This window comes from Aeromonas sp. 600724 (assembly GCF_049175135.1).
GTDB lineage: Bacteria > Pseudomonadota > Gammaproteobacteria > Enterobacterales > Aeromonadaceae > Aeromonas > Aeromonas veronii_A.
The window spans coordinates 64,648-85,835 of record NZ_JAAKUM010000012.1 but is presented as its reverse complement, the minus strand read 5'-3'; the positions used below and the strand labels follow the sequence as shown (position 1 = coordinate 85,835).

The following is a 21,188-nucleotide window of genomic DNA, read 5'->3' as shown; positions in this document are numbered from 1 at the left end:
CCATTTTTGTCTCTGGTTGCGCAAATGTTATTTGTGAGCGAAGTCAAGAATATTGGTCAGACCATTTTCTATGAGCTAAATCATGTTTCCCCTGTTTTACCTCTTAAGTGGCAGGGCTGATTCTTGACTCAGATCATCTTTTGAGTGGACTTTTCAAAAGGCCTCTGCTAATTTTCGCCCCATCCATGAAATTGGTAATACCAATTTAACAAAGTAGCCTCATGCCCTATCGCAAGATTACGCAACCCAAGTTGGCCGACTCCATTGTCGCCGAGCTGGAACAGATGATTCTGGAAGGCAGCCTGCAGCCGGGACAGAAATTGCCTCCCGAGCGGGAACTCGCCATCCAGTTTCAGGTATCGCGCCCCTCCCTGCGCGAAGCCATCCAGCGACTGGAAGCGCGCGGATTGCTTTATCGCCGTCAGGGCGGCGGCACTTATGTGCAGAATGCCCTGAGCAAGGGGATCGCCGATCCTCTGTTCGAACTGCTCAGTACCCACCCGGAAGCCCAGTATGACCTGCTGGAGTTTCGCCACGCGCTGGAAGGCATCTGTGCCTACTACGCGGCCTTGCGGGGAACCGGGTCTGATTTCGAGCGTATTCGTCAGGTGCAAACCACTATCGAAGAGGCGGGCCAGCTGGGCTCGCTGGTGGCCGAATCGGCAGCCGTGACCCAGTTCTATCTGGCGGTGGCCGAGGCGTCCCACAACGTGGTGCTGCTGCACCTGCTGCGGGCCATGAGCCCGATGCTCGAACAGAACATTCTGCAGAATAACGAGATTTTGAATCGCCGCCCGGGAGTGGTAGCCAAGATACGTCGCCATCGCGCGAATCTGATCGAGGCTATTCTTTCGGGGGCTCCGGAGCGGGCCAGAACAGCTTGTCATGAGCATCTGGCCTTTATCGAGGACACCTTGTTGGATATGCAGAGGGAAGACAGCCGGATCCAGCGATCCATGCGTCGGATCCGTCAGCAGGAAAACTAATCCCACAAGGCTTTATTGTCGAATGCTTGCGCCCTTCGCCGTGCAATGCCGTGCAATCACAACAACATAGGAACCAGCCATGTCTGATATCCTGAAGAACGATGTGGACCCGATAGAAACGCTGGAGTGGCTTGCCTCTCTGGAATCCCTGCTGCGTGAAGAGGGTCCGCAACGCGCTCAGTTCATCCTTGAACAGTTGGCCGAGAAAGCCCGCGTAAGCGGTGTGGACGTGGCTGCCAAGGCAAATCGCGATTACATCAACACCATCCCGTCCAGCGACGAGCCGGACTACCCGGGTGACCTGGAGATGGAACGCCGCATTCGCGCCATCATCCGCTGGAACGCCATGATGATCGTGCTGCGCGCGTCCAAGAAAGACCTGGACCTGGGTGGTCACATGTCTTCCTTCGCTTCTTCTGCGACCATCTATGATGTCTGTTTCAACCACTTCTTCCGTGCTCGCAACGAGAAGGATGGTGGTGATCTGGTTTACTTCCAGGGTCACATCTCTCCGGGCATCTATGCTCGCGCCTTTGCTGAAGGTCGTCTGACCGAAGAGCAGCTGGACAACTTCCGTCAGGAAGTGGACGGCAAGGGTATCCCTTCCTATCCGCACCCGAAACTGATGCCGGACTTCTGGCAGTTCCCGACCGTCTCCATGGGTCTGGGCCCCATCGCCGCCATCTATCAGGCTCGCTTCCTGAAGTACCTGACCGACCGTGGTATCAAGGATTGCTCCGAGCAGACCGTTTACGCCTTCCTGGGTGACGGCGAGATGGACGAGCCGGAAGCCAAGGGTGCCCTGACTGTTGCCGTGCGTGAAAAGCTCGACAACCTGGTGTTCGTGGTCAACTGCAACCTGCAGCGTCTGGATGGTCCGGTTGTCGGTAACGGCAAGGTCATCAACGAGCTGGAAGGCCTGTTCGCTGGCGCCGGTTGGGATGTCACCAAGGTGATCTGGGGTCGCAAGTGGGATGAGCTGCTGAAGAAAGACACTTCCGGCAAGCTGATCCAGCTGATGAACGAGACCGTGGACGGTGACTACCAGACCATGAAGTCCCGCGACGGTGGCTACATCCGCGAGCACTTCTTCAACCGTTATCCGGAAACTGCCGCGCTGGTCAAAGACATGACCGACGAGGAGATCTTCGCTCTGAACCGCGGTGGTCACGATCCTCGCAAACTGTTCGCTGCATTCAACAAGGCGACCCAGACCAAGGGCAAGCCGACCGTTATTCTGGCCAAGACCATCAAGGGTTACGGTATGGGTGAAGCGGCCGAAGGCAAGAACATCGCTCACCAGGTCAAGAAGATGGAGCTGGACTCCGTGCGTCACCTGCGTGACCGCTTCAACCTGCCGGTGGCCGACGAGCAGCTGGCCGATCTGCCGTACCTGAAGATCGAAGAGGGCAGTGAAGAGCACAAGTACCTGCATGCTCGTCGTGCAGCCCTGAAAGGCTATCTGCCGACCCGTCTGCGCGAAAGCACCACCAAGCTGGAAATCCCGGCGCTGGATGCCTTCGGCCCGCTGTTGGGCGAGCAAGCGCGCGAAATCTCCACCACCATGGCGTTCGTGCGTTCCCTGAACGTGATGCTGAAAGACAAGTCCATCGGCAAGCGCATCGTTCCGATCCTCGCTGACGAAGCCCGTACCTTCGGTATGGAAGGTCTGTTCCGCCAGATCGGTATCTACAGCCCGCACGGTCAGCAGTACACCCCGCAAGACCGCGACATCGTCTCCTACTACAAGGAAGACAAGCAGGGTCAGGTTCTGCAAGACGGTATCAACGAGCTGGGCGCCATGTCCTCCTGGCTGGCTGCTGCGACCTCTTACAGCACCAACGATTGCCCGATGATCCCGTTCTACATCTACTACTCCATGTTCGGCTTCCAGCGGATCGGCGACATGGCGTGGGCAGCCGGTGACCAGCAAGCCCGTGGCTTCCTGCTGGGTGCAACCTCCGGTCGTACTACCCTGAACGGCGAAGGTCTGCAGCACGAAGATGGTCACAGCCACATCCTGGCGAACACCATTCCGAACTGCATCTCTTACGACCCGTCCTATGCCTATGAAGTGGCGGTGATCGTACAGGACGGCCTGCGCCGCATGTACGGTGAGAACCCGGAGAACGTGTTCTACTACATCACCACCCTGAACGAGAACTACGCCATGCCGGCCATGCCGGAAGGCGCCGAGGAAGGCATCCGCAAGGGTATCTACAAGCTGGAATCCGTCGCCGGTGCCAAGGCGAAAGTTCAGCTGCTGGGTTGTGGTTCCATCCTGGGGCACGTGCGCAAGGCTGCCCAGATCCTGGCCAGCGAGTACGGCATCGGTTCCGATGTGTTCAGCGTCACCTCCTTCAACGAGCTGGCCCGTGACGGTCAGGACGCGGATCGCTGGAACATGCTGCACCCGACCTCTGAAGCGCGTGTTCCCTACATCGCTCAGGTACTGGGTTCCGAAGCCACCATCGCTGCGACCGACTACATGAAGTCCTTCGCCGATCAGGTTCGCGCCTTCGTTCCGACCGAGAACTACCGCGTGCTGGGTACCGACGGCTACGGCCGTTCCGACAGCCGTGCCAACCTGCGTCGTCACTTCGAAGTGAACGAGTTCTACGTGGTGGTTGCTGCTCTGACCGAACTGGCCAAGCGCGGCGAGGTAGACAAGCAGGTTGTGGCCGACGCCATCGCCAAGTACGGCATCGATGCCGACAAGGTCAACCCGCTGTACGCGTAAGTGGATCAAGGGTCGCGCCGTCATGCGGCGTGACCCTGCCAGGATTTAAAACGGTTAACGCGAGATGTGCGTGGCGGCATCAGCCAGTCACGCGGATCGACGCAAGAGGATAAAGCACAATGTCCAAACAGATTATGGTGCCGGATATCGGCGCCGATGAAGTTGAAGTCACCGAGATTATGGTGGCCGTGGGTGACAAGGTCGAGCTGGACCAGTCCATCATCGCGGTAGAAGGCGACAAGGCCTCCATGGAAGTACCGGCCCCGTCTGCCGGTATCGTTAAAGAGATCCTGATCAAGGTAGGCGACAAGGTTGCCACCGGTTCCCAGATCATGATCTTCGAAGCCGAAGGCGCTGCCGCCCCTGCTGAAGTGGCTGCACCGGCTGCCGCTGCTCCGGCCGCCGCACCTGCCGCTGCCGTGCGCAAAGATGTGCACGTACCGGACATCGGTGACGACGAAGTGGACGTGACTGAAATCATGGTTGCCGTGGGCGACATGGTTGAAGCCGACCAGTCCATCATTGCCGTGGAAGGTGACAAGGCCTCCATGGAAGTGCCAGCGCCGTTTGCCGGTCGCGTGGTCGAGATCAAGGTTGCCGCTGGTGCCAAGGTCTCTACCGGTTCTCTGGTGATGGTATTTGAAGTGGCTGGCGCTGCGCCTGCTGCCGTTGCTGCTCCGGCTCAAGCTGCCGCGCCCGTGGCTGCTGCCCCGGTTGCCGCCGCTGCCAAAGAGGTCAACGTACCGGATATCGGTGGCGACGAAGTGGAAGTCACCGAGATCATGGTTGCCGTGGGTGACAAGGTTGAAGCTGACCAGTCCCTGATCGCCGTGGAAGGTGACAAGGCCTCCATGGAAGTGCCTGCGCCGTTCGCCGGTGTGGTCAAAGAGATCAAGGTGAAGGCGGGTGACAAGGTCTCCACCGGTTCCCTGATCATGGTATTCGAAGTGGCTGGCGCAGCTCCTGCTGCCGCGCCGGTTGCTCAAGCTGCCGCTCCGGTCGCCGCTGCCCCTGTTACTGCTGCTTCGGCTCCGGTTGCTCAGGCTGCTGCCGCTGCGACCGATTTCGTTGCCAACGACGCTTATGTACACGCCTCTCCGGCGGTACGCCGTCTGGCGCGCGAGTTCGGCGTCAACCTGGCCAAGGTGAAAGCCTCCGGTCGCAAGGGCCGCATCGTCAAAGAAGACGTGCAAGCCTACGTGAAGGATGCCATCAAGCGTGCCGAGTCCGCTCCTGCCTCTGCCGGCGTAGCCGGTGGCAACGGTCTGGGCGTACTGCCGTGGCCGAAAGTAGACTTCAGCAAGTTCGGTGATGTGGAAGAGGTCGAGCTGACCCGCATCCAGAAGATCTCCGGTCCGAACCTGCACCGCAACTGGGTCATGATCCCTCATGTCACCCAGTTCGACGAAGCCGATACCACCGAGCTGGAAGCGTTCCGCAAAGAGCAGAATGCGATGCTCGAGAAGCAGAAGGCAGACGTGAAGATCACCCCGCTGGTGTTCATCCTGAAAGCCGCCGCCAAGGCGCTGGAAGCCCACCCGCGCTTCTGCAGCTCCCTGTCCGAAGATGGCAGCAAGCTGATCATGAAGAAGTACATCCACATCGGTGTGGCGGTAGATACCCCCAACGGTCTGGTTGTGCCCGTGGTGCGCGATGTTAACAAGAAGGGCATCATGGAGCTGTCTCGCGATCTGGCCGAGATCTCCAAGAAGGCCCGTGCCGGCAAGCTGACCGCTGCCGACATGCAGGGCGGTTGCTTCACCATCTCCAGCCTGGGTGGCATCGGCGGTACCAGCTTTACCCCGATCGTCAACGCGCCGGAAGTGGCCATCCTCGGTGTTTCCAAGTCCGAGATGAAGCCGAAGTGGAACGGCAAAGAGTTCGCGCCGCGCCTGATGCTGCCGCTGGCTCTGAGCTACGACCACCGCGTGATCGATGGTGCCGATGGGGCTCGCTTCATCACCACCATGAACGGCGTGCTGTCCGACATTCGTCGACTGGTCCTGTAAGTGAGAGGGCGGGCCCAGAGCCTGCCCTTTTTACTTCTCATTTCATTAACATGATCGTAAACTTGCCCCGTTTTTTTCACGGCTGCAGCCACCCGTTTCGGTATAAGACTGCGCTGTCCGGGGATATAAGAACGACAAAGAGGTCATGATGAGTAAAGAAATCAAAACCCAGGTCGTAGTACTGGGTGCTGGCCCTGCCGGTTATTCCGCTGCTTTCCGTGCAGCCGATCTGGGTCTGGATACTATTATCGTCGAGCGTTACTCCACCCTGGGTGGCGTCTGCCTGAACGTGGGCTGCATCCCCTCCAAGGCGCTGCTGCACGTTGCCAAAGTGATTGAAGAAGCCAAGGCGCTGGCCGAGCACGGCATTGTCTTCGGTGCCCCGCAGACCGACATCGACAAGATCCGTCTGTGGAAAGAGAAGGTTATCAACCAGCTGACCGGCGGTCTGGCTGGCATGGCCAAGATGCGTAAAGTTCAGGTTGTTAACGGCTTGGGTAAATTTACCGGCCCGAACACGCTCGAAGTGACCGGGGAAGACGGCAAAACCACCGTGACCTTCGACAACGCCATCATCGCGGCCGGTTCCCGTCCGGTGAAGCTGCCGTTCATTCCCCACGATGACCCGCGCGTATGGGACTCTACCGATGCGCTGGAGCTGAAAACCGTTCCTGGCAAACTGCTGGTTATCGGTGGCGGCATCATCGGTCTGGAGATGGGTACCGTTTACTCCTCTCTGGGTTCCGAGATCGACGTGGTGGAATTTGCCGACCAGCTGGTTCCGGCTGCCGACAAAGACATCGTCAAGATCTATACCAAGCGTGTGGCCAAGAAATTCAACATCATGCTGGAGACCAAGGTCACCGCAGTTGAAGCGCGCGAAGACGGCCTGTACGTCTCCTATGAAGGCAAACACGCCCCGGCCGAGCCGGTTCGTTACGACAACGTGCTGGTTGCCGTAGGCCGTGTGCCGAACGGCAAGATGCTGGATGCCGAGAAAGCTGGCGTTGCCGTGACCGAACGCGGTTTCATCGAGGTGGACAAGCAGCTGCGTACCAACGTGGCGCACATCCACGCCATCGGTGACATCGTGGGCCAGCCGATGCTGGCACACAAAGGTGTGCACGAAGGTCACGTTGCCGCTGAAGTTATCGCCGGCAAGAAGCACTACTTCGACCCGAAAGTGATCCCGTCCATCGCCTACACCGAGCCAGAGATGGCATGGGTTGGTCTGACCGAGAAGGAAGCCAAGCAACAGGGCCTGAACTTCGAAGTCGCCACCTTCCCGTGGGCTGCTTCCGGTCGCGCCATTGCGTCCGACTGCTCCGACGGTATGACCAAGCTGATCTTCGACAAGGAGAGCGGCCGCGTCATCGGTGGTGCCATCGTGGGTACCAACGGTGGTGAACTGCTGGGTGAAATCGGTCTGGCCATCGAGATGGGGGCTGACGCCGAAGATATCGCGCTGACCATCCACGCTCACCCGACTCTGCACGAGTCCGTGGGTCTGGCTGCCGAAGTGTTCGAAGGCTCCATCACCGACCTGCCGAACGCCAAGGCCAAGAAGAAAAAGTAATCTTCTGCCATCTTCATGAAAAAGCCGCTCATTTGAGCGGCTTTTTGTTTTCGGGGTTTGGCTAAGAGGTTAGCAGCGCCCCTTCTTGGCCTGACCGGGCGGGCAGAAGGTGCCATAACCGCCACCACTGCCGTCACTGACCCGGATCCGGGTATCGTCTACGCTCACGTCGGCGCCGTGTACCCGCACCGGCCCGTTGCTGCAGGCGCTGAGCACTCCTCCCAGCAACACCATCACTATCAGTTTGCCCATAACTCCTCCTCATATTTCCCTGATTATGAGGCATTTCGAGAGCCGCATAACGGCGGTTGAATGGCCGTGCGTCACCGTTTGCCGTGGCTATGACAGAGGGTGCCGCAGCGCCCTCTGGTGAGTCTTCATAAGTGGGATGCAGACTACAGCCGGAAGTTGCCAACCAGCTTGTCCAGCTGACCGGAGAGCTGCTGCAGGCTGCGGCTCGATTCGGTCAGCTGGTGGGCGATATCGGCGGTCTCCATGGTGAGCTGGTTGATATCTTCCACGTTGCGGTTGATCTCGCCGACCACGCTGGACTGCTCCTCGGTGGCGGTGGCGACCTGGATATTCATGTCGTTGATCTGGGTGATGTGCGCGGTGATCTGTCCGAGGGCTGCGTTGGCCTCATCGGCCTGGCTCACTACCTCCAGACTCTGGTTGCGCCCCTGCGCCATGGCGCTGACCGCGCGGGCACTCTGCTCCTGCAAGCGGTTGATCATCCCCTGGATCTCGGCGGTCGAGGCGGCGGAGCGGTTGGCGAGGTTACGCACTTCATCTGCTACCACGGCGAAACCGCGACCCTGTTCACCGGCGCGAGCGGCCTCGATGGCGGCGTTCAATGCCAGCAGGTTGGTCTGCTCCGAGATGCTGCGGATGGTTTCGAGGATACTGCCGATGGAGTCGGTCTGGCTCGCCAGCGACTCGATAACCCCTGCCACCTGCTCAATCTCGCCGGAGAGGTCGACGATGCCGTGGCGCGCCTGCGCCACCACTACCGCACCCGCATCGGCCTGATCGTTGGCCTGTCTGGCTACTTCGGCTGCCAGCGAAGCGTTACCGGCGATCTCGCTCACCGTGGCCCCCATTTCGTGGATAGCGGTGGCCACCTGCACGGTGCGGTCACGCTGGGCAGTACAGTTGTGCTGGGTCAGCTGCGCCTTGTTGGCCACCTCGTTGGCGGTGGCCGCGAGCTGGCGGGAGTTCTCCGCTACCTGCTCGATGGAGCCGTGGATCTTGGCGACGAAGTTGTTGAAGCCGGTGGCGACCTGACTCAGCTCGTCACGTCCTTCCACCTTGAGGCGCTGGGTAAGATCCCCATCGCCGCTGCCCAGCTCCTTGAACAGGCGGGCCAGCTCGTTGAGCGGGCGGCTGACCGAGCCTGCCAACAGCATCCCCATCAGCCCCATGGCCAGCGCAATCACCAGCGAAATCATCAGGATCTCGTTGCGGGTCTGATCCAGTTCGGCATAGATCTCGGCTTCTGGCACCTGGGCCACCAGATACCAGTCGAGCAGCGGGATATAGCTGCTGGCCAGTACCATGGGCTCGCCATTTACCTCGGCGTTGATGACGGCAAAGGGGCGTTTGGCCAGCAGGCTGCCTGTATCACCGCTGGCAATGTTGCTAAGGGTATCACGCTCGATACGGTTGGCCTCGGGGTGCAGCTTCACCTTGCCGCTGCCATCGACCATAAAGACGATGCCGCTCTCTTCCAGCCGGAAGTTGGAAACCATGGTCACCATGGTATCGAGGGATTTGGCAAAGCCGGCCAGCCCGCGCCCGTTGAGCTGCTGGAAGTTGACGAACAGCTTCACCTCGCCGTTGCTCTCGCGGAAGATGCTGAGGGTCATCTCCTTCTGGCTCTTGGTGTAGTCATAGAACCAGGCGTCCTGCGCTGGGGTCAGGTTGCGCAGAAAGCCATCCTGGTTGTAGTAGGCTGCGGTCTGGCGATCGGCGAAGGAGGCGGTCACCAGACCATACTGGTTGGCCACATCCTTGAGCTGGTTGATGAGGATCGGCTCCTGCTCTTTGGGCATGCCCCGATCCACCCAGTCGAGAATGAAGCGGTCGGTGGCCAGTTGGCGGGCGGCCTGGGCGATGCCGTGGAGATCCTGTTCAATCTCCTTGCTGATCCGCTGGGTCAGGTTGGGGAGCTCCTGCTCGAACATCCGGTTTTCGATCAGTTGCTGGGCCGAGCGTTGACTGAAGTAGCCTACCAGCAGGCAGGAGACGACCACGGCCAGGGTGACCGTGGCCAGTATTTTCTGTTTAAGAGTGAGGGTTGCCAGCATAAAGGTGCTCAAAAGGTTGAGATTGACGACGCTCATATTAGCGGCAGCGCGGCGCTACCCATGAGGCTTGCAGCCCTTTATTTGCGGATTACGTTTGCGCTCACAGGGGCGGCGACTCGCCCCTTCGCCATGCAGCACAGGCGGGAGGCGGATTGACGGTTGCGCTAACTGCCGGGCCCCTTATAGTAGAGGCCATCCTTGGTGACTGACCCTCTGAATAATATGGAAAATATGATGCGCAGCTTAGGTGCGGGATGGACCCGTCTGCTTTTGGTGATGCTGGCGGCCTGCCCGCTGCTGGCTGTGGCGGCACAGGGGGAGCGCCCGAAAATTGCGGTGGTGCTCAGCGGCGGCGGTGCCAAGGGATCGGCCCATATCGGCATCCTCAAGGTGCTGGAGCAGAAACGGATTCCGGTCGACATCATAGTCGGCACCAGCATGGGCTCTTATGTGGCGGGGATGTACGCCATGGGGCTCAGTGCCGAGGAGGTGGAGCGCACTACCCTGGCCATCGACTGGAACAAGGGCTATCAGGACAAGGTGGGCCGCGACGAGCTGTCGTTGCGTAAAAAGCAGCAGAACGAGCAGTATCAGCTGCGCACCGATATCGGGGTGAATGGCGACACCACCCAGCTGCCGGACGGTTTTTTCCAGGGCCAATCCATGGCCAGCCTGCTGCGGGGGGCCACCTCCAACCTGCCGGTACAGGAGAGCTTCGACGATCTCCCCATTCCCTACCGCGCCATGGCGACCGACATGGAGACGGTCACCCCCTTTGTGCTGGATCACGGCAGCCTGGCCAAGGCAATGCAGGCCTCCATGTCCATTCCCGGTGCCCTCAAGCCGGTGGAGTGGGAGGGGCACATCCTGGCGGACGGCGGTAGCGTCAACAACATGCCGGTGGATGTCGCCAAGGCAATGGGGGCCGACGTGGTGATCGCGGTGGATATCGGTGCCAAGCTGCGTACCCGTGAATCACTCAAGTCAGGGTTGGCGATGATCGACCAGCTCACCACCTACATGACCCAGGTGGGTACCGACAAGCAGAAGGCGCTGATGGGGCCGAAAGACATACTGATCGCTCCCGAGTTTGGCGATATGGGGATCGCCGACTTTGCCCGCATGCCGGAGGGGATCAAAATGGGTGAGGCGGCGGCGTACAAGGCGTCGCTGCAACTCGATAAGCTGTCGCTCACCAAGGCGCAGTACAACGCCTATCGCAACCAGAAGCTGAGCCGCCGTGCCGAGCGAAGTGGTCAACCCGCCTACTTCATCGACAAGGTGGAGATCATCAACAAGTCGCGCCTCTCCGACGAGACGGTGCACGCCATGCTGAAGGTTCGGCCGGACAAGATCCAGACCAACGAGAGTCTGGAGGCTGGCATTCGCCGCCTCTATGCGCTGGAGTCGTTTGACCGCATCACCTATGAAGTGGAGGAGCGCGATGGGGAGAACGTGCTGGTAGTGGATGCCAGCGAGAAGAACTGGGGGCCTGGTTACCTCAACTTCCAGTTCGGTTTCACCGATGACTTCGAGAATACCTCCAACTACAACGTCGGCATGTCCTACACCCTCACCAACGTCAACGAGTGGGGGGCCGAGTGGTTGACCGAGGCATCACTGGGCACGGCCAAACATATCAAGACCGACTTCTATACACCGCTGGAGCCCTCCCAGACCTTCTATGGCGAGGCGAGCCTGGCCTATGACCAGACCCAGAGAAGCCTCTTTAATCCGGATCCGGACGAACCGATATTTACCTATCTCGATACCGAGTACTCCTTCTTCAGCGCCGATCTGGCGGTCGGCTGGAATCGTCAGCCCTGGAGCCGCCTGTCTATGGGGCTGGAAGGGCAGACGGGCAGTATCGAGATCAAAAACTTCAAAGAGCTGCAAGGGGATGCCACGGCGTGGGGCCCCTATGTCCGCTTTGAACACGACAATCTGGATAGCCGCTATTTCCCCTATCAGGGGGTGAAGTGGGATATGAAACTGGGCCACTCCCACGTCAGTGTGGATGGACTCGAGTCGGCAGATGGCCGCAGTGAAGGCTGGAATTATCAACTCTCCATGATCAAGCCCTGGTCATGGGACAGGCACAGCCTCAACCTGATCCTCGAAGGGGGTGGCTCGGGCAGTGAAGAGGTGGTGCCACTGCATATTCAGGATCTGGGCGGGCTGTTCCGCCTCTCAGGTTTCCAGCGCTACCAGCTGAGCGGTCGCTACAGCCTGTTTGGTGGCCTGCGTTACATCTATCGGGTGGCAGACAATGACTTCGGTGCCCTCAAGATGCCGCTCTATCTGGGCGGATCTCTGGAGCAGGGCGGGGTCTGGAACAAGGGGGAGGATATCAGTCTGGAGAGCTCGTTTACCGCCGGGTCGGTTTATGTCGGGGTGGAGAGCTTCCTCGGCCCTGTGTTCCTCGGCTACGGCATGGCGGAGGGGGGCAATGACGTCTTCTATCTGCAATTGGGCAGTACGTTCGAATAATGCCGAAATGATGCCAATTTGTTAACTCTGGTTGAGGGTGTTCAATTAATTTTCAAAAAACACCAGTCTGTTTAATTGGTTACGATTTTGTGGTGAATAAGCAAACAGGGTTTGGATTTTAATTAGTCGTTAAAACTTATATAGTGGGGAGCACCCTACGGGGTGTCCCGCAAGGACGATCGCCGCGAGCCTGGGCGAACCCCAAAAAAAGACCAAAGAGGAATTAGTCGTGCTTGAAACATATCGTAAACACGTCGCAGAACGTGCCGCCGAGGGCGTGGTTGCCAAACCTCTGGATGCAGAGCAGGTCGCCGCCCTGGTTGAGCTGCTCAAGAACCCGCCCGCTGGCGAAGAAGACTTTCTGAAAGAGCTGTTGTCCTCCCGTATTCCCCCCGGTGTTGATGAAGCGGCCTATGTCAAAGCCGGTTTCCTCACCGCCGTCGCCAAGGGCGAAGCCCACTCTCCCATCCTGACTGCCGCCGAAGCCGTTGAACTGCTGGGCACCATGCAGGGTGGTTACAACATTCAACCGCTGATCGACCTGCTGGATCACGCCACCCTGGCGCCGCTTGCCGCCAAGGGGCTCTCCCACACCCTGCTGATGTTTGACTCCTTCCACGACGTGGAAGAGAAGGCCAAGGCGGGCAATGTCCACGCCAAACAGGTGATGCAGTCCTGGGCTGATGCCGAATGGTTCCTCTCCCGCCCGGAGCTGGCCGAGAAGATCACCGTCACCGTGTTCAAGGTGACTGGCGAAACCAACACCGACGACCTCTCTCCGGCACCGGACGCCTGGTCCCGCCCGGACATTCCGTTGCACGCGCTGGCGATGCTGAAAAACGCCCGTCCCGGCATTACCCCGGACAAGGATGGCGCCGTCGGCCCCATCAAGACCATCGATGCCCTGAAAGAGAAAGGTTTCCCGCTGGCCTATGTGGGTGACGTGGTCGGTACCGGTTCTTCCCGTAAATCCGCCACCAACTCGGTGCTCTGGTTTATGGGTGACGACATTCCGTTCGTGCCGAACAAGCGCGCTGGCGGTGTCTGTCTGGGTGGCAAGATTGCCCCGATCTTCTTCAACACCATGGAAGATGCCGGCGCACTCCCTATCGAAGTGGACGTCTCCAAGCTGGAAATGGGCGATGTGATCGACATCTACCCCTATGCCGGCAAGATCTGCAAACACGGCACCGAACAGGTGCTGGCGCAGTTTGAACTGAAAACCGACGTGCTGATCGACGAAGTGCGCGCCGGTGGCCGTATCCCGCTGATCATCGGCCGCGGCCTGACCGACAAGGCCCGCGAAGCGCTGGGGCTGCCGTTCTCTACCGTATTCCGTCGCCCGCAGCCGGTGGCCGATACCGGTAAAGGCTTCACCCTGGCCCAGAAGATGGTGGGCAAGGCGTGCGGCGTGAAGGGCATTCGCCCGGGCACTTACTGCGAGCCCAAGATGACTACGGTCGGCTCCCAGGACACCACGGGCCCGATGACCCGCGACGAGCTCAAAGATCTGGCCTGCCTCGGCTTCTCCGCCGATCTGACCATGCAGTCCTTCTGCCACACAGCGGCCTATCCCAAGCCCATCGACGTACAGACCCACCACACCCTCCCGGACTTCATCATGAACCGCGGCGGTGTGAGCTTGCGTCCGGGTGACGGCGTCATCCACTCCTGGCTGAACCGCATGCTGCTGCCGGATACCGTGGGTACCGGTGGTGACTCCCACACCCGTTTCCCCATCGGCATCTCCTTCCCGGCGGGCTCCGGTCTGGTGGCTTTCGCCGCCGCTACCGGCGTGATGCCGCTGGACATGCCGGAATCCGTGCTGGTGCGCTTCAAGGGCGAGCTGCAGCCGGGCATCACCCTGCGTGATCTGGTCCATGCCATCCCCTACGCCGCCATCCAGAAAGGGCTGCTGACCGTCGAGAAAGCGGGCAAGAAGAACATCTTCTCCGGTCGCATCCTCGAGATCGAAGGTCTGCCGACCCTGAAAGTGGAACAGGCATTCGAACTGGCGGACGCCAGCGCCGAGCGCTCCGCTGCCGGTTGCACCATCAAGCTGGATAAAGAGCCGATTATCGAGTATCTGAAGTCCAACATCGTGATGCTGAAATGGATGCTCTCCGAAGGCTACGGTGACGTGCGCACCATCACCCGTCGCATCAAGGGGATGGAAGAGTGGCTGGCCAACCCGACCCTGATGGAAGCGGACAAGGATGCCGAGTACGCCGAAATCATCGAGATCGATCTGGCCACCATCAAGGAGCCGATCCTGTGTGCGCCGAACGATCCGGACGATGCCCGTCTGCTGAGCGACGTGGCTGGCGACAAGATCGACGAGGTGTTCATCGGTTCCTGTATGACCAACATCGGTCACTTCCGTGCCGCCGGCAAACTGCTCGAGAAGTATCAGGGCGAGCTGCCGACCCGTATGTGGATCGCACCGCCCACCAAGATGGACAAGGATCAGCTGACCGAAGAGGGCTACTACGGCATCTTTGGTCGCGTCGGTGCCCGCATCGAGATCCCGGGCTGCTCCCTCTGCATGGGCAACCAGGCGCGGGTAGCGGAAGGGGCCTCCGTGGTTTCTACCTCCACCCGTAACTTCCCGAACCGTCTGGGTAAAGGTGCCAACGTCTATCTGGCCTCAGCAGAGCTGGCCGCCGTTGCCGCCATCCTCGGCAAGATCCCGACCGTGGCGGAGTACCTGCAGTACGCCAAGGCGCTCGATGCCACTGCGGCAGATACTTACCGCTACCTCAACTTCAACGAGATCGCCTCCTACACCAAGAAGGCCGATGCGGTGATCCTGCAACAAGCTGTCTGAGTGAATGGCAGAGAGAGCCCTTTCAGGGGCTCTGTGTAGGCCAATAAAAATGCCGCGTAGCTACGCGGCATTTTTCATTTATGGGGATCTTGCATTCATACGGACGGTTAGAGTCGGGTCATCGCCTCTCTCTTGTCACCAGTCATAACGAAGTGAAGTTCCCCTCCGGCCCTGATCTCGCTGTGCTCGAAGGTCAGATCCCCCGATAGCGGCTTGTCGTTGATGGTGACAGACTTCACGTACTTGTTGTGAGGGCTGTTGTTGTCGGCGGTGATCCTGAAGGTCCCGTCCTTCACCGCGATCGTCACCTCATCGAACAGTGGGCGGCCGATGCTGTAGTGCAGGGAGGCAGGGGTCACCTGATAGAACCCCATGGCCGACATGATGTACCAGGCTGACATCTGCCCCACGTCTTCGTTGCCGATCAGGCCCGTTGGCTTGGTGGTATAGAACTCGTTCATGATCCGATCGAGATACTCCTGAGTTTTCCACGGTTCATCGGTCATGTTGTAGAGGTAGGGGATATGGTGGGATGGTTCATTGCCATGCATGTACTGGCCGATATAGCCAGTCAGATCAGGCAAGACCTCCCCGGTGTTTGATGAGCGGGCATTGAATAGTTCATCGAGATCCTCGCGCAGACCCTTTTCTCCACCCACTTCCTGTTTGAGCCACTGGAAGGCATGCAGTGGCTGGAATTTCCATTGCCAGCTGTTGCCCTCGGTGTAGGCGAACTCGTCCACATAGTAGGGATCAAACGGCAATAGCGGACAGACGCGCATCTCTACGCTGGTACCATCCGGCTTGTTGACCATTTCCAGCTTGCAGTCAGGTGATTTTTCATCGACTGGCTGATTGAATTGACTTGCCGGGCGGTGCGGGTTCCAGCTGTCAGGGTGGTTTTTGGGGCGGAAGAAACCAGTCTTGGCATCCCAGTGGTACAGGTAGTTGTCCGAGCGTTTGAGAAACTCCTGCTGAACCTTGTTGTTGCCCGCCATACGAGCGATTTCCGAGAGAGCCCAGTCACCATAGGCAAACTCCAGAGTGTAGGAGGCGGAGTTCCAATATCCCCAGTGTACATAGCCGTTCTGCTCATAAACCTCGAGCTGGGCAATGCTGGCTGCGCCGATGTTTTGGTCTTCGGTCCAGTCGGGGAACTCCTCCTTTTTGTGATAGCGAGCGGTAAATTCGGCAGCCTCCAACGCCTCCTGGGGATCCACATTCAGGCCCTTGGCCATGGCATCCGCGATGATGGAGATAGCAGGAAAGCCTATCATGGTGCCTGTGTAGTGACCGTGCAGCTCCCACTTGGGCAGAATGCCGCCATCTTTGTACTTGCGGATCAGGTCGTTGACATACTCCTCTGCTTTGCGGGGATTGATGATGGTCTGCAGCGGATGCTGGGCCCGGAAGGTGTCCCACATGGAGTAGACGGAGTAGTTGGGGATGGCCCCGGCATCCTTGATCTCCTGAGTGCGCATGGCGCGGTACTTGCCATCCACATCCTGGAAGATCATCGGTGCAATTTGAGAGTGATACATGGCGGTGTAGAAGATCTCTTTTTGAGTCTGAGTGCCCCCCCTCACTTTCACTTTTTCCAGCTCGCCATGCCAAGCCTGCTGGTTGCTGGCTACCTGCTCCTCGAAACCCCAACCCGGCACCTCGGTTTCCAGATTTTTCTGTGCCCCTTCAACCCCGGTGGGGGAGATCCCGACCTTCAGCTCGAGTGGTTGTTCACTGGGGCTGAAAGTCAGATATGCGATGGTTTTAGTTCCCCTGAATGCATCCTGTGTCAAGGTCGTTTCGGTTGTTACGCCATCGACAACGATGCTGGCTTTGACCACTGGCTGGCTGAATTTTGCGTAGAAATAGATGTGCTGGTTATTGGCCCAGCCATCCGAACTGCGCTTGCCGCGAATGGTGTATTCATCGACAAACTCGATATCACCAATAGTGGTACGATTACCCCAGCTCTTATTCAGGGTATGATCAAGGTCGATTTTAATTGCAGGGGTGCTGCCTTTGGTGAAGGTATATTTGTGATATCCAACCCGGGCTGACGTTGTTAACTCTGCCTTGATTTTTCCATTGTTAAGAATGACGGAGTAGTAGCCCGCCTCTGCTTGTTCATTGGATTTGTCAAATGTGTTGTAAGTAGTGTCGTTTTTATCGGTAAACGGCAAAACTAGAATATCACCAAGATCAGTAATGCCAGTGCCTGACAAATGGGTGTGAGAGAAGCCATAAACTGGAATATCTGATCGCTTGCCATGGTCAAAATAACCTGCCGCAGAGCCCCACCCCTCCATCTCTGTATCAGGGGAGAGCTGCACCAGCCCACCCGGGTAGACGGCTCCTGGAAAGGTATGGCCATCTGCACCGGTGCCGATCAATGGGTTTATATACCGGATGAGCGATTTATCAGGTGTCGGACGAACGTTGTCAGAAATGGTGGTCGAATCACTATCACAGCCAGATAGTGCTATGGTGAGAGCTATGACCAGTGGCGTTAGTTTACTTTTCATGACCTGACTCCTTGGTAAGGTTATATCATTTATGATTGTGCAATATCTTTCTTCGCCAATATTTGGCAACGGTTGATGTGGTTATGGATAGGATTCCAATATCTACAGGTGAGTTTAATGGTTGGCAAATATCATCATTTGATGTTCTTTGTTTTGGTGAGTTGATATTAAGAGTGTGTTGATTGAACGAGTAGATTAATTATGTTGCATTTACTGGATTATTATGATGGTTATTCAGTAGTGTGAATTAGATCACCAATGCTATTCAGGAAGGTTTTTCTAGGTTATTTCCAACTGGCAGAGTGAACCTTTCCGGCAAGTAGTTAACCTTTGCTGCGGGACGGTTGGGAAATGGATTGCAAGAGCAGAAGATGCGTCAGATGAGTTTGAACCGTTCGGGGCCTTTTGCTGCAGCGTTCATTCCTGAGTAAACCTTATAGTTCGTTTTATACACGCTTTACGTTATGTTGTCTGGTTATGACCGGTCGCGAAAATAGTGCTTTGCTATCGGTGTGAGTTAACTTCTTTTTTCTTTGGCTTGTGCGGGCTGGCCCGACGAATTGCGGCGTGGTTCTTTATGTTTCTGTTCAGGATCGATCTCTCCCGAACCGGGTTACGCTTCGGCGGTGCCTTGCTGGTCTTTACCCTGCCGCTGCTGGTGGGAGCTTGGCTCATCCACAGCAATTATGTGCAGGAGCTGAAAGCGGAATCCAGCGCCTCGGCCCACAAGGCCAGAACCCTGATGGAGTCGATGCTGGATCATGCGGAGCAGGCCAACCGCTCTGTGCTGCCTCTGGTGAATGCCCCCTGTCGCGACAATCTGCTGGTGCTGCGCAAGAAGGTCGCCATCGAGCCCTTCCTGCGTTCGGTCAATCTGGTGCGAAACGGCATCATCAATTGCACCTCGCTGTTTGGTGAGGCCAATGATGCCGATGACGGCTCCATCTACACCGGCCGCAAGCTGCTGCTGATGAGTGGCAACCGGGTGCGGCAAAATCACCCGCTGCTGGTGGTGCGCACCGAGCAGGGCAAGGATGCCGCCTTGAGCGCCATCGACAGCACCCAGCTCAGCTTCATGCTCTCCATGAGCGGAAAATCCAGTGCGCTCTATCTGCAGGTGGGGTCGGCCTGGCTCAATGAGTCTGGCCGTTATCTGAGCGAGGCGCCCACCCTCCATCGCGGGATCAGCCAGGCCCTCACCTCATCCCATTATCCTTTCACCATCCATGCCGGTTATGCCATGCCGGTCTACTGGAAGTCGCTGTGGGCCGCGCGGCATGTGGCGCTGTCGTGGCTGGCGGTTTCCTCGCTTTTGCTGGCCTGGCTGGTGTGGTGGGTGCTGGGGCGGCCCGGCTCGCCAACAGATGAGTTGCGACGAGCCCTGCGGGCCAGGGAGTTTGTTCCCTACCTGCAGCCGCTGATTGCCAGCCACGACGGCAAGATGATGGGCGCCGAGGTGCTGATGCGCTGGGAGCATGTCAATGAAGGGGTGATCCGGCCCGATCTCTTTATCCCGCAAGCGGAGGAGTCGGGACTGATCGTCCCCATGACCACCCATATCATGAAGCAGGTCGCGACACGGTTGAACCGCTCTCAGGAGCAGTTGCCCGATGGGTTTCATATCAGCTTCAACATCAGCGCGGCTCATTGCCACGATTTTGCCCTGCTGGCCGAGTGCCGCGCCTTCCTCGGTCACTTCCTCCCCGGCAAGGTGGTACTGGTGTTGGAGTTGACCGAGCGGGAGCTGCTGATGTCAGATCCCCAGACCCTCTCCCTGTTCCGCCAGCTGGACGAGATGGGGGTAAAACTCGCCATCGACGACTTTGGTACCGGCCACTCCAGCCTGGCTTACCTGCAGCAGTTTCATGTGGATTACCTCAAGATCGACAAATCCTTTATCGCCCGCATCGGTACCGAGTCGCTCTCGGAACATATCGTGGACAACGTGATCGATCTGGCGACCCGGCTCGGTCTGGCGCTGGTGGCGGAAGGGGTGGAGAGCGAGCGTCAGGCTGACTACCTCAGGGCCAAAGGGGTCGACTATCTGCAGGGGTACCTGTTTGCCCGCCCCATGCCGCTGCGCCAGTTCTGTGAGGAGCTGCTGCCGGAAGAGGCGCAGACCCGCCAGCCAGATGGGGTACGAGGCATCCCGAACGCCACCTGATCTATCGGTGACAGACGGGCGGACACGCTCCTGTCTGGCAGGGTAGGGAAGTGCTCTCTCCCTATCCCCCCTCGAGTGCAGGGGCTTGTTTTTCATGCCTTGTGGCTCGCTTTTCGGTAGAATCGGCGCTCATTTTGACGTCAGTAAAAGATGAGGCGCGTTATGACGGTTCAGTTCCAGGCATTTCACAGCATCAAGGCGATCGGTAATCGGGAGGTGCTGTTCAACTGGTCGAGAACCAATCCCCTCGGGGCGCTGGATCAGGTGTGGCGCCCGAAAAGCCGCGACGAGTTGCAAATGCTGCTGCGGGAACACCCCGAGCGCAAGCTGCGCCTTATCGGCTCCGGCCTCTCTTTCGAACCCATCCACAGCGTCTATGCCGAAGGCAGTCAGGCGCTGCTGGTGGACTTGCACCACCTGCGCGGCCAGCTGGCGAAAACTGCCGATACCGTGACCTATCAGGCGGGGACGCCACTCGATACCGTTTATGCCGAGCTGATCGCCATGGAGCGGATGCTGCCCGCATCCCCGGGCGTTATCGGCATCCAGACCCTGGGCGGCGCCCTCAGCACCGGCACCCACGGCCAGGGGCTGCACCAGTCAGCCCTCTGCGATGCGGTGGAGGCGATGACGGTGATGCTGGCCAGTGGCGACATCATCCGGGTGGATCGCACCGATCCGCGTTTCGGTGCCTTCGTGATGGGGATGGGGATGCTCGGCATCCTGCTCGACGTCACCCTGCGTACTGTGCCCAATCGCATCATGCGCTGCACCAAGTTCACCACCGACTATCCCTTCCTGCTGGAACACAACGAGCGGCTCAACCGCGAGCACGGCTTCGTGAAGAGCTGGTGGTTTGCCTGGACTGGTGAGAGCCACATCTGGCTGGTGGACCCTGCCTCTGATGAGGAGGTGGCCCGCTATCGTGCCGGTGGCAGCGAGCCGCTGCTGCTGGATGGCGATATCGACGCCCGCATGAATGCCACCATTGATGCCACTTTGCAGAAGATGGCGAAAGACACCAAGGATGAGGCACTGGCTGGCGAGCACTTCGAGACGGTGCGCCGCTTCAAGGATGCCTCCGATCTGGTGGGCAATGTCTACCAAATTCTCTGCAAGGGGATCCCGGCCCCCCAGATCAACTGCGAGGTGGCGGTGCCGCTTAATCGCATGAACGAGGCACTGGAGACCCTGCAAGCGTGGCAGCAGGCCAACCCGGGCGTGTTGCACTACCCCTTTATCCTGCGTTGCACCGGCCCCTCTGAGGCCTGGCTCAGCGCCGCTTATGGCCAGTCGGTCTGCTGGATCGGGTTTCTGGTCTATCTGGCGGCGGATGGCACCTTCGTCAACGGCTCCATGGAGCAGATGCGCGAGCTGCAACAACTGCTGGCGCCGCTTGGCGGCATTCCCCACTTCGGCAAGCATCTGGCGATGGACCTCTACGACTTCCCGGCCCTGTTGCCACGCTGGAACGATTTCGTGGCGTTGAAAGCCGAGCTCGACCCCCACGGCCGCTTTGAAAACCGCTGGCTCAGCGACCTGTTTGCCAACCGGTAAGGATCTGA

Annotated in this window: 11 protein-coding genes; 8 read left to right on the top strand and 3 right to left on the bottom strand. The window is 58.6% G+C overall.

The window, feature by feature from the left end:
* Positions 1-221 precede the first annotated feature (221 nt).
* The 4 genes from pdhR (at position 222) to lpdA (ending at position 7,311) form a co-directional block, all read left to right on the top strand.
* Positions 222-986 (top strand): pyruvate dehydrogenase complex transcriptional repressor PdhR, encoded by a 765-nt coding sequence (gene pdhR / locus G5168_RS12610; RefSeq protein WP_005336127.1) that lies wholly within the window; start codon positions 222-224, stop codon positions 984-986.
* A 79-nt stretch (positions 987-1,065) separates the two neighbouring features.
* On the top strand, positions 1,066-3,726 hold the full coding sequence (gene aceE, locus G5168_RS12605) for a pyruvate dehydrogenase (acetyl-transferring), homodimeric type (protein WP_227341830.1): 2,661 nt from the start codon (positions 1,066-1,068) through the stop codon (positions 3,724-3,726).
* A 119-nt stretch (positions 3,727-3,845) separates the two neighbouring features.
* Positions 3,846-5,735, top strand: a complete 1,890-nt coding sequence (gene aceF / locus G5168_RS12600) for a pyruvate dehydrogenase complex dihydrolipoyllysine-residue acetyltransferase (protein WP_216952196.1) — start codon at positions 3,846-3,848, stop codon at positions 5,733-5,735.
* A 148-nt stretch (positions 5,736-5,883) separates the two neighbouring features.
* Positions 5,884-7,311, top strand: coding sequence for a dihydrolipoyl dehydrogenase (gene lpdA / locus G5168_RS12595; protein WP_005341659.1), 1,428 nt, complete (start codon positions 5,884-5,886; stop codon positions 7,309-7,311).
* A gap of 69 nt (positions 7,312-7,380) precedes the next feature.
* Here lpdA and G5168_RS12590 read toward each other — a convergent pair whose 3' ends face one another.
* Positions 7,381-7,563 (bottom strand): hypothetical protein, encoded by a 183-nt coding sequence (locus tag G5168_RS12590; protein ID WP_216952195.1) that lies wholly within the window; start codon positions 7,561-7,563, stop codon positions 7,381-7,383.
* A 143-nt stretch (positions 7,564-7,706) separates the two neighbouring features.
* Positions 7,707-9,617: a methyl-accepting chemotaxis protein gene (locus G5168_RS12585; protein WP_227341831.1), complete on the bottom strand. Its 1,911-nt coding sequence runs from the start codon at positions 9,615-9,617 to the stop codon at positions 7,707-7,709.
* Between the two features lie 234 nt (positions 9,618-9,851).
* On the opposite strand from G5168_RS12585, the gene G5168_RS12580 reads away from it, so the two are divergent.
* Together G5168_RS12580 and acnB are read left to right on the top strand one after the other, a co-directional pair.
* On the top strand, positions 9,852-12,107 hold the full coding sequence (locus tag G5168_RS12580; protein ID WP_227342969.1) for a patatin-like phospholipase family protein: 2,256 nt from the start codon (positions 9,852-9,854) through the stop codon (positions 12,105-12,107).
* A 229-nt stretch (positions 12,108-12,336) separates the two neighbouring features.
* Complete coding sequence (gene acnB, locus G5168_RS12575) at positions 12,337-14,934, top strand: bifunctional aconitate hydratase 2/2-methylisocitrate dehydratase (protein WP_005355080.1); 2,598 nt, start codon at positions 12,337-12,339, stop codon at positions 14,932-14,934.
* A 107-nt stretch (positions 14,935-15,041) separates the two neighbouring features.
* On the opposite strand, the gene G5168_RS12570 is transcribed toward acnB, so the two are convergent.
* On the bottom strand, positions 15,042-17,459 hold the full coding sequence (locus G5168_RS12570) for a GH92 family glycosyl hydrolase (RefSeq protein ID WP_216954456.1): 2,418 nt from the start codon (positions 17,457-17,459) through the stop codon (positions 15,042-15,044).
* A 577-nt stretch (positions 17,460-18,036) separates the two neighbouring features.
* On the opposite strand from G5168_RS12570, the gene G5168_RS12565 reads away from it, so the two are divergent.
* The gene (locus tag G5168_RS12565) at positions 18,037-19,623 is read left to right on the top strand and encodes an EAL domain-containing protein (RefSeq protein ID WP_005355079.1); all 1,587 of its coding nucleotides are present in this window, start codon (positions 18,037-18,039) and stop codon (positions 19,621-19,623) included.
* Between the two features lie 162 nt (positions 19,624-19,785).
* On the top strand, positions 19,786-21,180 hold the full coding sequence (locus G5168_RS12560) for a D-arabinono-1,4-lactone oxidase (protein WP_421252296.1): 1,395 nt from the start codon (positions 19,786-19,788) through the stop codon (positions 21,178-21,180).
* Positions 21,181-21,188 lie beyond the last annotated feature (8 nt).

Excerpts from the sequence above, each read along its gene's own strand:
- pdhR (WP_005336127.1), top strand. The coding sequence starts at position 222 with ATGCCCTATCGCAAGATTACGCAACCCAAGTTGGCCGACTCCATTGTC.
- aceE (WP_227341830.1), top strand. The coding sequence starts at position 1,066 with ATGTCTGATATCCTGAAGAACGATGTGGACCCGATAGAAACGCTGGAG.
- aceF (WP_216952196.1), top strand. The coding sequence starts at position 3,846 with ATGTCCAAACAGATTATGGTGCCGGATATCGGCGCCGATGAAGTTGAA.
- lpdA (WP_005341659.1), top strand. The coding sequence starts at position 5,884 with ATGAGTAAAGAAATCAAAACCCAGGTCGTAGTACTGGGTGCTGGCCCT.
- G5168_RS12590 (WP_216952195.1), bottom strand. The coding sequence starts at position 7,563 with ATGGGCAAACTGATAGTGATGGTGTTGCTGGGAGGAGTGCTCAGCGCC.
- G5168_RS12585 (WP_227341831.1), bottom strand. The coding sequence starts at position 9,617 with ATGCTGGCAACCCTCACTCTTAAACAGAAAATACTGGCCACGGTCACC.
- G5168_RS12580 (WP_227342969.1), top strand. The coding sequence starts at position 9,852 with ATGCGCAGCTTAGGTGCGGGATGGACCCGTCTGCTTTTGGTGATGCTG.
- G5168_RS12570 (WP_216954456.1), bottom strand. The coding sequence starts at position 17,459 with ATGAAAAGTAAACTAACGCCACTGGTCATAGCTCTCACCATAGCACTA.
- G5168_RS12565 (WP_005355079.1), top strand. The coding sequence starts at position 18,037 with ATGTTTCTGTTCAGGATCGATCTCTCCCGAACCGGGTTACGCTTCGGC.
- G5168_RS12560 (WP_421252296.1), top strand. The coding sequence starts at position 19,786 with ATGACGGTTCAGTTCCAGGCATTTCACAGCATCAAGGCGATCGGTAAT.